This window comes from Pseudomonas sp. GW821-FHT04C07 (assembly GCF_059420325.1).
Genome location: NZ_JBWKTM010000018.1, coordinates 19,512 through 32,079, shown reverse-complemented (window position 1 = coordinate 32,079; position 12,568 = coordinate 19,512). Strand labels below are relative to the sequence as shown.

Annotated in this window: 9 protein-coding genes and 1 pseudogene; 2 read left to right on the top strand and 8 right to left on the bottom strand. The window is 56.3% G+C overall.

Going from position 1 to position 12,568, the window contains the following annotated elements; genetic code table 11:
• From AC07UI_RS26320 to AC07UI_RS26310, 3 genes and pseudogenes are all read right to left on the bottom strand, one after another.
• Window positions 1–586: pseudogene (locus AC07UI_RS26320) on the bottom strand (SDR family oxidoreductase).
• A gap of 36 nt (window positions 587–622) precedes the next feature.
• Window positions 623–1,690 carry a phosphotransferase family protein gene (locus AC07UI_RS26315; protein ID WP_494995237.1) on the bottom strand — a complete coding sequence of 356 codons (1,068 nt, stop codon included), beginning with the start codon at window positions 1,688–1,690 and terminating at the stop codon, window positions 623–625.
• A gap of 189 nt (window positions 1,691–1,879) precedes the next feature.
• Entirely contained in the window at window positions 1,880–2,878 is a 999-nt protein-coding gene (locus AC07UI_RS26310; protein WP_494995318.1) for an NAD(P)H-quinone oxidoreductase, read from the bottom strand.
• Between the two features lie 186 nt (window positions 2,879–3,064).
• Between AC07UI_RS26310 and AC07UI_RS26305 the strand changes: the two genes are divergently transcribed.
• Complete coding sequence (locus tag AC07UI_RS26305) at window positions 3,065–3,937, top strand: LysR family transcriptional regulator (protein WP_494995236.1); 873 nt, start codon at window positions 3,065–3,067, stop codon at window positions 3,935–3,937.
• Window positions 3,938–4,036: 99 nt separating this feature from the next.
• On the opposite strand, the gene AC07UI_RS26300 is transcribed toward AC07UI_RS26305, so the two are convergent.
• The 5 genes from AC07UI_RS26300 to AC07UI_RS26280 all read right to left on the bottom strand — a co-directional run bounded on the left by AC07UI_RS26300 (window position 4,037) and on the right by AC07UI_RS26280 (window position 10,615).
• Complete coding sequence (locus AC07UI_RS26300; RefSeq protein WP_494995235.1) at window positions 4,037–4,294, bottom strand: fumarylacetoacetate hydrolase family protein; 258 nt, start codon at window positions 4,292–4,294, stop codon at window positions 4,037–4,039.
• A 251-nt stretch (window positions 4,295–4,545) separates the two neighbouring features.
• Complete coding sequence (locus tag AC07UI_RS26295; protein WP_494995234.1) at window positions 4,546–5,379, bottom strand: enoyl-CoA hydratase/isomerase family protein; 834 nt, start codon at window positions 5,377–5,379, stop codon at window positions 4,546–4,548.
• A 259-nt stretch (window positions 5,380–5,638) separates the two neighbouring features.
• Window positions 5,639–6,496, bottom strand: a complete 858-nt coding sequence (locus AC07UI_RS26290; protein ID WP_494995233.1) for a fumarylacetoacetate hydrolase family protein — start codon at window positions 6,494–6,496, stop codon at window positions 5,639–5,641.
• Between the two features lie 50 nt (window positions 6,497–6,546).
• Complete coding sequence (locus tag AC07UI_RS26285) at window positions 6,547–9,486, bottom strand: FAD-binding and (Fe-S)-binding domain-containing protein (RefSeq protein WP_494995232.1); 2,940 nt, start codon at window positions 9,484–9,486, stop codon at window positions 6,547–6,549.
• 217 nt (window positions 9,487–9,703) lie between these two features.
• Window positions 9,704–10,615, bottom strand: coding sequence for a bile acid:sodium symporter family protein (locus AC07UI_RS26280; protein ID WP_494995231.1), 912 nt, complete (start codon window positions 10,613–10,615; stop codon window positions 9,704–9,706).
• A 443-nt stretch (window positions 10,616–11,058) separates the two neighbouring features.
• On the opposite strand from AC07UI_RS26280, the gene AC07UI_RS26275 reads away from it, so the two are divergent.
• Window positions 11,059–12,060, top strand: a complete 1,002-nt coding sequence (locus tag AC07UI_RS26275; RefSeq protein ID WP_494995230.1) for an AraC family transcriptional regulator — start codon at window positions 11,059–11,061, stop codon at window positions 12,058–12,060.
• Window positions 12,061–12,568: the final 508 nt, after the last annotated feature.

Here is a 12,568-nt window from a genome sequence, read left to right as displayed (position 1 = left end):
TCAGGACAGGAAGCCGCCATCCACGTTAAGCGTCACACCCGTGGTGTACCTGGACGCATCGCTGGCCAGGTACAACACAGCACCGGCCAATTCGCTCGGAGCAGCCACACGTTTGAGTGGGATCCGGGACAGGGCCTGGGTCAGGATCGTGTCGTTTTTCACCAGTGCCGAAGCGAACCTTGTGTCGGTCAGGCCTGGCAACAGAGCGTTGCAGCGGATGCCAAATTGCGCGCATTCCTTGGCGAAAACCTTGGTCATGTTTATCACTGCAGCCTTGATCACTGAGTAGATGCCCTGGAATGGGCCCGGCGATATACCGCTGATCGAAGCCACGTTGATGATGCTGCCGCCACCGTTTTCGCGCATCAGCTTGCCGGCTTCCACCGAGATGAAGAAGTACCCGCGAATGTTCACATCCACGGTTTTCTGGAAGGCGCTGAGGTCGGTGTCCAGCACGTTACAGAACTGCGGGTTGGTGGGCGCCTTGCTGGGCCAGCAGTTTGGCGATGGCTTCACCGATGCCGCGGCTGGCGCCGGAAACGAAAGCGATCTTGCCTTCGAGGTCGAACAACTGAGTCTTGGACATGGTTTACTCTTGTTTTGGGCTGGCCGTTGCGGGCGATCAGAGGCTGGATTTCTGGATGACTTGCAGGCTCATTTGTTCCAGCAGTTTGTTCATGTGAATGAACTGTGCGAAGCGTTTGTCCTGGGTCTGGCCATGGTAGAAGCGGTAGTAGATCTGCTGCACGATGCCGGCCAGGCGGAACAGGCCGTAGGTGTAGTAGAAGTCGAAATTGTCGATACGGATGCCTGAACGCTCGGCGTAGTAATCGACGAACGTCTGACGAGTCAGCATGCCCGGTGCGTGGCTGGGCTGGCGGCGCATCAGTTGTACCGGCGCAGGGTCGCCCGCTTCGATCCAGTAGGCCAGGGTGTTGCCCAGATCCATCAATGGGTCGCCGAGGGTAGTCAGCTCCCAATCCAGCACGCCGATGATTTGCATTGGGTTGTGCGGGTCCAGAATCACGTTATCGAAGCGATAGTCGTTGTGCACGATGCTGGACGTCGGGTGGTCGGCCGGCATCTTGTCGTTGAGCCAGGCTTTGACTAATTCCCACGGCGGAGCGTCCGGGGTCAGCGCTTTCTCATAGCGGTCGCTCCAACCTTTGATCTGCCGCGCCACATAACCTTCAGGTCTGCCCAGGTCTGCCAGCCCGCAAGCGGCGTAGTCGATTTTGTGCAGTTCAACGAACTTGTCGATGAAGCTTTTGCACAGGGCTTCGGTCTTCGTTGCGTTGAAGTTCAATTCGCTGGGCAGTTCAGAACGAAGGATGATGCCGTTAACCCGTTCCATGACATAGAACTCAGCCCCAATCACCAACTCATCAGTGCAGTGCACATAGGCCTTGGGACAGCACGGGAAACTTTCACTGAGTTGAGTCAGGATGCGGAATTCGCGCCCCATGTCATGGGCCGATTTGGCCTTGTGACCAAACGGCGGACGGCGCAGGACGAATTCCTGTTGCGGGTATTTGATCAGGTAGGTCAGGTTCGATGCGCCACCCGGAAACTGGCTGATCTGCGGCAAACCGCTCAAGCCCGGAATGTGGGCCTTGAGGTATGGATCAATCAGGTTGGCATCGAGTTCTTCGCCAGAGCGGATCTTGGTGGATTGGTCAGTAAGCGCCATGTCTATCTCCTCTGCTTATTGTGAGGGGCAGATACTATTGACGAACTTAATGCGGAAAATGCCTGCTCACAAGGCAGAGACGGCCTTATAAGTGAGCGTAATGCGGGTATATCTTTTAAAAAAATGTCCTTTCTTCACACCCACGTCCAAACCGGCAGAGGCTTGCCGGTTTGGTGAAACGCCAGTCTTTTAGCCGATTAGAGTGGCGCCTGTCGTCAGGACAATTTTTCCAAAATGCGTGCCGGAATCGATCAGCTCGTGAGCGCCGCGAGCGTCAGTGAGCGCAAAGGTCCTGTAGATAACCGGCTTGATCTTGCCGCTCTCGATGTGCGGCCAGACCTGCTGTTCGAGTTCACTCATGATGGTCGCCTTTTCCGCGGATGTGCGCGAACGCAAGGTTGAGCCCATATGCGTTAGACGTTTCATCATCATCGGTATGACGTTGAGGTCCTTCGCCGGGCCCTTGATCACACCCACCTGAAGAATCCGGCCGTCCATTGCGGCGACGTCATAGTTTTTCTGCACATAGTCGCCGGCAATGATGTCGAGGATCACATCGACGCCTTTGCCATCGGTGGACTGCTTCGTTTCGGTGACGAAATCGGCCTCGAGGTAATTAACTGCGATGTCCGCACCTAGCGCCAGGCTGGCCTCCTGATGCGCCTGCGATCCGACTGTCGTGATGATTTTCGAAGCGCCAAATGCCTTCGCCAGCATGATCGCGGTGGTACCGATACCTGACGCGCCGCCATGGACCAACACCGACTCACCAGCAACCAGCTTGCCGCGCTGAAAAACGTTCAGCCATACCGTCATAAACGTTTCTGGCATGGCTCCCGCTTCCAACAACGACAGGCCTTTGGGGATATGCATCGTGTTGCAGGCATCCGCGACTGCAAATTCTGCGTAACCACCGCCGGGAATCAGCGCACACACCAGTTCACCGATCTGGAAGTTGGACACGTTGGAGCCAACGGCGACGACCTGACCTGACACTTCCAGGCCTGGAATGTCAGTCACTCCAGCGGGTGGATCGTACAGCCCTTTGCGCTGGAACACGTCTGGGCCGTTCACGGCAGCCGCGTGGATGCGGATCAGCACCTGATCGGCGGTTGGCGTCGGTACCGAGCGCGTAGTCGGCACCAGGACCTCAGGACCGCCGGGCTGTTGAATTTCAATGGCCGTCATGTGGGACGGTACGCGATAAGTTGGAACAGACATAGCTATCACTCCTTCAAAAGATGATGCTTGATTGATCCGTGCGGATCATTGAGCGTGGGCTCCGAGTCAGCGCAGTATAGGTATCGACTCTGATGCTGGCGTGCAGCATTATTCATGTCGTGAGATGCAAATCTGCATCACCAGGAGGGCACGATGAATTGGGATGATGCGAGAGTGTTTCTAGCGGTGGAGCGTGAAAAAACGCTACGTGGAGCAGGCAGAGCGCTCAATCTCGATCAGGCGACGGTCGGCAGGCGGATTGCGGCACTGGAGCACGCTCTACGTGCAACGCTCTTTCTCCGCACATCTGAGGGTTACGCGTTGACCACCGCTGGCGAGGTCGCGCTGAGATCAGCGGAGAAAATGGAGCACTTCGCACACGAACTCGTCAGGCAAACTCAAGGTACGGATACACGGCTTGCGGGGGACGTACGGGTCACCAGTACCGACTTGATCGCGTTCGAGTTCCTGCTTCCGGCCATCGAACGACTGCATGCCTTGCATCCCGAAGTGCGCGTCCTGCTGGACACTTCGACACGCATGCTAAACCTGGCAAAGCGCGAAGCGGATATCGCGGTCCGGTCAGTCCGACCGGATAATCCCGATCTTGTCGCGCGACGCATTGCTCGGTGGCCCATGGCGCTCTTTGCATCGAGTGCTTATCTTGAGCGAAACGGCAAGCCCGTCGCTGGCTCCGCATTCGCGGGCCACGATCTTGTCCTTTGGGCCGCTAATCGATCACCAACGCTTGCTGGCGAACCGATACACGCGGGGCGCATCGTATCAACCTTCAATTCCAGCCTCATGTTGCGCACTGCGGTAAAGGCCGGCATCGGCATCGGCGAGCTTCCGATACATCTGGCTGAACACGACGGCCTCGTGCAGATATGGCCGGAACCCGCACGTGGGGCGGTCTATGAAGTCTGGCTCGTCACGCATCAGGACCTTCGGCATACCGCGCGCATCGCCGCAATGATTGATGGCATCGTCACCGCGTTTGAAGATCACGCAACTCACACAAAATAGTTAGGCTCACCGGCGCCAGGCCTGTTGCTCATCATCGGGGCGCTTTGCCCGGCCACACGAGGCGGAGCCCATGCGAGGTTGCATGGCCTGCCGCTACCGTTACGCTTCGTCCATCACCGGATTGACCAGTTTGCCGATACCTTCGATTGAGACCTCAACCACGTCACCGGGCTTGAGGTAGACCTTGGGGGTCATGCCGAAGCCGACGCCAGCCGGAGTGCCGCTCACTATTACGTCGCCGGCCTCCAGGGTGAGCGCTTGGCTGAGGGTGGAGATGATGGTCGCTACATCAAAGATCATGTCCTTGGTATTGACCCACTGAACGAGTTTTCCATTAACGCGGGGTTCCAGCCGCAAGCCCTTGCCGCCGGAGGGCGGACACGTAGCGACGCGACAACCACCTTGAAAAACGCCGCAGGGCGCGTACATGACGGTGAGCGCACCGCCGTCATGTACTCGCTGATCGTCAGCCCAAGTTCAATGGATATATCCCCACGCCGATCTGCGCCATGTGCTACCGAACATTGCCGACTATCCACGAACTTCGAAGCTTTGCTCTCCCCGAAATGTTGAAACACTCCGCCAAATGGCAATCCGAAATGGCGCTATTAGTACAGTGGGGAAAGTTTCGACATAAAGTCCATCTCCAGCTCACCTTCATAAGTTTCAGCACCAACCTTCAATGCCTCCGCCACACGCGCTTGCGCCACGTCGTGAGCGACACTCAAATCTGACTCATGGGCTTCAACCAGCAGTCCCTCTGCCAAGGAGCCAAATGCTCCAATATCCACGGCCGCCTTGGTATGAGCAATGGCATGCGCAGGGAATGAGGCGATTCGGTGAGCGAGTTCCTCGACAAAAGGTGTCAACTCCTGCGCCGGTAACGCTCGATTGATAAAGCCATAACGTTCAGCCTGCTCCGCCGAAAAATCGTTGCAACCCAAAAGCACCTCCAAGGCGCGTCCCCTCCCGACGAGCCGTGGCAATCTTTGCGTACTGCCACCGCCCGGAACAAGCCCAACGGCGACCTCTGGCTGGGAGAAAACCGCTTTGCCTTGGGCAGCAAAGCACATGTCCATAGCCAGTGCGATCTCACTCCCTCCTCCCCGAGCCCGTCCTTCGATTTTTGCAATGGTTACCTTAGGCATGTTCTTGAACCGTTCGCCGATCATCTGTGTAAGGCGAAAGCTGCGGGTATGGGAAACAGTTTTGGGAGCGGCTCCAACCCTCCCCAATCCAGAGTGAGCTATAAAGAAATCAGGAAGTTCGCTCTGTAGGACCACGACTCGGACACTCTCATCGACCTCGAGTTCTTTGCCAAGTTTGTCGAACTCCAACGACAGCACTTCATCAAGAAGATTTATCGGTGGGTGATTGATGCTGACGAATGCAATTCCAGAATCAAACCTGAACCGGAAGCATTTGTAATCAGAATATCGCATGATACTGGCTCCATTTTGGTGATCGCTTCGGTAAACCATTTCGGCATGGTTTATGTTCTCGTTCTCGTGACATTACGCAGATATGCCAACTCGCCAGATTCGAAATCAATGCCAAAGAACCGTTCGTTGCAAAACTCTCTTGGCACCACAGTGCGATGCGGAAATCGTCTGCGCACTCGCCAGCGTAAAAAAATGGTGACCGTTTCCAGTACAGACGGCACCCCACCAAACATGAGGGCGTTAAAAGCACTGGGTTCAATTACTCATCCACAATAGGGTTTACCAAGCTACCCAGACCTTCCGAAGTTACGACACAAGTGTCACCTGGCTTCATCCAAAGCGGCGGCGTACGTGCCATACCGATACCGGAGGGGGTACCTGAAACAATCAGGTCGCCTGGGGCTAGTGTCATCACTTCGCTGACAGTTTCGATGAGCGTCGCCACATCAAAAACCATATCGTTGGTATTACCTTCCTGAACGACCTGGCCGTTCAGCAGTGTTTGCAGTTTCAGCCCCTTCACACCGGCAGGCAGTTCATCTGCCGTCACGATGTAAGGACCAAATGAGCCCGTACCGTCGAAGTTCTTGCCCATTGTCCACTGGGGCGTACGCATCTGATAATCGCGTAAGGTCGCGTCGTTGAACAAAGAGTATCCAAAGACATGTGTAAACGCCGAGGTCTTCGGAATTGCCCGTCCACCCTTACCGATAACGATGACGATCTCCCCCTCGTAGTCGAGTTTTTGTGACACTTTGGGCCGGACGATTGGTTGGCGGTGTCCGATGAGGCTCGATGAGAAACGCGAGAAAATGGTTGGGTAATCTGGTTGTGCCAATCCCGCCTCGCTCGTGTGGTCACGATAGTTCAATCCGATACACACGATTTTTTCGGGTGAACTGAGCGGGGGAAGTTGGTCGCAGGTTGCGAAGTCCACGGGCTCCCCTTGCAAAAGTCGTGCGCCAAGCGAAGCGACTGCCTCCTCGCCTGCAAGTAGAGCGTTACCAAGGTCGCCAAATTCCGGAATGTCAGCGAGAAAGAATCCATAGAACTCTTCTCCTTTTGCCGCTGCAGCTAGCCCGACACGACCATCTTTGGCAAAGCGCATAAATTTCATGATCGGCCCTTCAATTTAAAGTGAGATCGGTTAACGAGGGAGCGGCGCACTCAGATATCTCGGGTGCATTGCTCCAGACTAAAGACGAAAGACTCATAGGGTTTACCCGTAACATGCCGCAACCCCATTTCGCATGTACGGTTTGCCGACACGTAGGCGTCTGCTGTCGTCGCATCCACATAGGCATGCTCTTCTCGCGTAGCTGACGCTACCAACTCTGGATGCAAGAGGCCTCGGTCGCCCGCGGTGCCACAGCAAGTCGCGCCAATCGGGACGACGACTTCCTGCGCCATGTGCTGAGCCACCTGCTTGAGTTGGCCCGACAGATTGAGGTGCAACATCGCGCAGGTAGGATGCAAGATAATGCACTTCAATGGCGTGCTTACCTTGAGGTTGGGTAGGAGGCTGGCACACCAGGTTACTGAATCGATAATGCTCAGGCGCGAATAGCGCTCGCGCAGTTCAGGGGTAAGATGCTCAGCTATCCCGCTCACCAGGCCGTGAGTACAAGATGCCGCGTCGACCACAACTGGCAAGCGAGCTTCATCGGTCCACCGCAAAAGTGCCTGCGCAATCGCATTGGCCATGAAGTCATGCGCAGCAACGAAACCCTTTGAACTGAACGGCGTCGCACAGCAGAGTCCACCGATGTCCGGCGGAATCCACAGCTTTTTCCCGCCGCGATGCGAGACCCGAACGAGAGCCTCCTGAATCGAAATCGCGTCGCGAGCGGTGTCGGGGTCACGGCCAAACATTCGATTGACGCACGCGGTGAAGTAGACCGCATCAGCGCCTTCGCGGACGGTCTCTGGCATACGGCTTGCGGCCGGCTTCGGCATCGGTCCCGGCACGGTAGGGAGGATATCGGCGCTAACAAATATTCGCGCCGTGTCTGCAATCGCTTTCACTGGCCGCCAACCAAAAGTATTGCCCAGAATTTTCACACCAGTGAGTGCGACGGTGCTAACGCGCTCGACAGCGCTCCATTTTTTGGCAACGGACAGGGCCACGTTCTCGGAGGTCTCGCTCTGTGAACGCCGGCGAAACTCGCGCATCAATTCGCCCGTGTTGATTCCAATGGGACAAGGCACCGAACAAGACCCATCACCGGCGCAGGTTTGAATGGCGTCGTATTGATATTGTTCCTGGAGCCGTCGCAAGATCGGAGAATCCTCCCTCTGTCGGGCCATTTCCCGGCGCACAACGATACGCTGTCGCGGTGTCATGGAAACGTTTCGGCTCGGACACACTGGCTCGCAAAAACCGCATTCGATGCACTGATTGGCATTGGAAACGCCTTCTATCGTCGGGAGCGACTTGAAGGATTTCAGATGAATATCCTGGTCCCGGGAGAGGATAACGTTGGGTGCGAGAATGCCATGCGGATCAGCTAGGCTCTTGACTCGCCACATGATGTTTGTCGCCCGCTCCCCCCATTCGTGGGTGATAAACGGTGCCATATTTAACCCGGTTCCATGCTCTGCTTTCAGGGAACCGTCGTATTTGCGCACCACGAGGTCGACAAGTTCCTCCATAAACTTTGCATAGGTAGCCCTGCCCTCTTCCTCATCAAATCGCGCGATCAGAGTGAAGTGAAGATTGCCATGGGCCGCGTGCCCTGCAACTCCAGGCATAAACCCGTGTTTGCGCAATAGGTCTTGCAGGTCATGGGCTGCGCTAGCCAGTAGTAGCGGGGGGAAACACACGTCTTCGGTGATAAGCAAGGAACCCAGTGGTCGCTGCTTGCCAATCAGGCCCAGCAGCCCCTCCCTTACATGCCAAGCGAGCTCGATTGCCTCCGCGTGACTGGTAAAGGTTAAATCTCCCAGCAGCGTGACTTGGTCAGTCAGGTGCATGACGAGAGCTTGCTTTTCGGTCAGGCTGTCCTCGTCGCTGGCCCCGATCTCGATCAGCAGGGCAGCTGCCTCCAAGTCGAGCGATTTCCAGTATTCAGGCGTGCCGGGGAACGCTGCAGCCGCAGCCCGTAAGGCCGGTGCGATCATCAATTCGACTGCGCTGGCCCCGAGCGCAACCAGTTCCGGCACGAGCGCAATTGCGTCATTAATGGAAGGAACGGCAATCCATGCGACGCTGGTGACCGCCGGAAGCTCAACAGTACTAAATGTCACATCCGAGATGAATCCAAGCGTCCCTTCCGAGCCCACCAGGAGGCGACGGAATATCTCCAGGGGAGAGCGACCATCCAGGAATGCGTCAAGGCGGTAGCCATGGGTATTTCTGATGGAGTATTTCCGACGAATTCGTCCGACAAGTTCGTCGTCCGCAAGGATCTCCGCTTGTAGCGCCATCAACCCATTCGCCAGCTCGGGCTCGCTTGCCAGGAAGCGTTGCTCCGCATCTGGGTCCGACGTGTCGATTTTCGTTCCGGATACCAGCACGAACGTTAGCGCTCTAACGGTTTGATAAGCATTTTGAGCAATGGTGCAGCGCATACCGCCTGAATTGTTTGAAACCACGCCACCAAGCGTACACGCTGCGGAACTTGCCGGGTCCGGCCCAATCTTGCGACCGTACGGTGCAAGATGCGCGTTTGCATGCGATAGGATGGTTCCGACACCAGCCTTTACGCTGAGCCCCCCCTCTCCGATGCCCTTGATGCCGCCGAAAAACTTCCGCACGTCGATGAGGATTTCATCTGACAATGCTTGCCCGTTCAGACTGGTTCCCGCAGCGCGAAAAGTGGCGTGTCGACCTGTTTCTGAACAGAATCGAAGGACTTTCGCTACATCGTCCTCATCGTGCGCGACGACCACGACTTGCGGCACTAGCCGATATGGGCTGGCATCTGAGGCATAGCGGACCAGGTCAACCAGTCGATGCAGTACGCGGTCGGGTCCAAGTAGCTGCTCCAGAGCTTGCCTCAACGGCGCGGGCGTTCCATCACACAGCTCGTCCCGAACAGCATCCGGCGAGCCCGAACCCGGCGGCCTGCCAATTTTCGCAGGGTCTACGGAAAGAAGCTTTTTCATTTTTGAGCTCATGAATGATGATGTGGGAACTAAATGATGGGGAGGTCAGATGGCCTCTCCGTCAAACCCGCAGCTATTCAACTCGAATTTGTAGCAAGTTTTAGCCTAGCCATAATTGTTACTTCATGTTACGAGGGCCTACCTCCTTCGACGAAGGGTATAGGCCACCTTCTGAGCACACAAAACACATACCAATGAGTGTTGATTGGCAAACGTTCTACCGTTGAGACACCGAGGCCGGGACGCCTACCTTGATTGCCAGTTCCTTGGCATGGGTCACATTGACCCACCAGCCGAAGGTTGCAGCGGTGAAGAACATGAGGACGCTGTAAATGGCTGCCGGAATGGCCATGGTCGGGTTGTTCAGCAACGTAGGGCTGAGCGCCAGGGCGATAGCCAGAGCGCCATTGTGAATACCAATTTCCATGCCTATGGCCACTGCCTGGCGCTGCGGCAACTGGAACAGGCGTGGCACCCAGTAGCCGATGCCGAGGCTGAGCAAATTGAACAGCAATGCGGCCATACCTACTACAGGGGCGTAGTCCAATACCGTCTGCCAATCTTTGACTAAGGCGAGTACTACGGTGACTACAAGGAACAGCGCGGAAATGATCTTCATCGGGCGCTCCATGAGTACGGCAAAGCGTGCCGCCAGTTTGCGTACCAGCATGCCCACCGCTACCGGCACCAAGACGATGGCGAATACCTGCACGACTTTTGTAAATTGCAATGGAATGGCCTGACCATCTGCCATGAAATACATCAGTGACCAATTGACGAGCAATGGCATGGTGAGAATCGCGACCACCGAGTTCACTGCCGTCAGGGTGACATTCAGTGCCACATCACCGTGTGCCAAGTGGCTGTAGAGGTTGGCAGAGGTACCGCCTGGGGAGGCAGCCAGAAGCATCAGGCCCACGGCCAGTACCGGTGCCAGAGCAAAACACTTAGCAATGAGGAAGCAGAAAAACGGCAGCAGGATTAACTGGCAGACCAAACCGATCAGGACAGGCTTGGGAAACTTCACTACTCGGACAAAATCCGCCGGGGTGAGCGACAACCCCAGTCCGAGCATGATGAAGCCTAGGGCAATGGGGAGGAATGTAGTCAGCAAGGGCGATGCCATCATTATTGTTGTACTCGCAGCAAGGCAAGCCCGGCGGTTAACCGGGATGCAAAGGGCCTGGTGGTCTGGCCGGACAAACCGAAGCTTGTACCTTGGCCGGTACGTTACTGGTTGTAACCTTTGCGTTGAATGGGCTGCCAAGGAGTCTAGTGATGGGGGGAGACGGACGAAATTCTCCTTGCCAGCCAGACCGATTGCCTTGCCGGCCAAATAAAGACCTTATGAAACATCAATATCATTGGAGGGCCGGTACTTCGGCGTTCCTGGATACCGCAAAGGTCCGGCCTATGTACCCTTGTGGCGCTAGCGCGCGGTGCTGAAAGACCGCCGGGGGGGCGAGACAGGTCAACCCCTTCAGGCGCTGTTGCCCCCGCGTCACAAGCTGTTGTCTCGAGTGTTGGTGCTGGTGTAAAACTGCTGCGCCTGAATCGAGTAGGAGCCTGCAGATGAGTCAGCGTACTACTTCCTCCAGTTGGGCTAGCGCCATTGTCCGATCCCTGGAAATCGGCGGTGTCGACTGCCGCAGTCTGTTCGAACGTCTTGGGATGGATTATTCCGCTCTGAGCGACTCCGAAGCACGCTTCCCGCAGGATTGCATGACGGGCCTATGGCATCTGGCGGTAGAAACTTCTGGAAATCCGGTCATTGCCCTGAACATGGCCCAGGTGGTGCGACCATCCTCCTTCCATGTGGTCGGCTATGCATTGATGTCCAGCCGCAACTTGCATGAGGGCATTTCTAGTCTGGTCCGCTATCAGCGCATCATTGGCGAGAGTGCAGATCTCAGCTTTCACCCTACGTCGGACGGCTATGAGTTGACTCTGGCAATTCATGGCGATCGCTTGCCTTCTGCCAGGGAAAGCGCGGAGGGGTCGCTGGCCTATATTCTGGCCTTTTGCCGCTGGCTAGCGTGTCGCCCATTGACTCCTCGCCTTGTCAGCTTTAGCGGACCTGCGCCGGCTAATCTGAAGCCATATTGCGAGGTGTTTCAAGCACCACTGAAGTTCAATGCCGAGCACTATGCATTGTTGTTCGACCGCACCGATCTGGATGCCCCGCTGCATTCTGCTAACGAAGCCTTGGCGCAATTGCACGAACGCTTCGCTGGCGAGTATCTGGCGCGCTTTTCGGACGGTCAGATCACCCACCAGGTGCGTCAGTTGCTCTGTCGTTTGCTACCCAAAGGTGAGCCCAAACGTGAAGTGGTGGCCCAGACAATATTAATGTCTGAGCGTACCTTGCAGCGCCGCCTGCTAGCGGAGGGAACCGGTTTTCATCAACTGCTCGATGGTACTCGCCGAGAGCTGGCCAGCCAGTACCTGGTCCAGCCCAATCTAACCCTGCAGGAAATTTCCTATCTGCTGGGCTTCGCCGCTCCAAGCAATTTCTTCCGCGCCTTCCGCCGCTGGTTCAATACCACACCTAATGAGTACCGGGCAGGTCTGTAGGGAGTTGAGCGATACGCTCGTTAAGCGCCTGAGCAGCGGACAGCGACGCCCCCTGATGGAATGCCGGAGCGAAGGAACACCGAGCCTGAGCGAGGTGCCGGACGCTTGGGGCGAAGCCTTTTGCTTACTTTTCGGCGTCTGGAAAAGTGAGGCGCCGTAAGGGCAAAACCCTAAGTGGCCGTTACCGCAGCAACGGATATGTACACCTGCAACAGATTGGTCGGCTGTCAGGCCGCCATATCGCGGGCAAGCCATGCTCCCACAGTTTTGATTCGCATACGTCTGCGAGAGATAGGTCGACTGTCAGGTCGCCATCGCGAGCAAGCTCGGCTCCCACAATGGATTGGTGTACATCTGTGAGAGACAGGCCGGCTGTCAGGCCGCCATCGCGAGCAATCGAGCGTCGACCGGCTGCTCCTACAATGGATTGGTGTACATCTGTGAGAGACAGGTCGACTGTCAGGTCGCCATCGCGAGCAAGCTCGGCTCCTACAAAAACGGCAGAAAG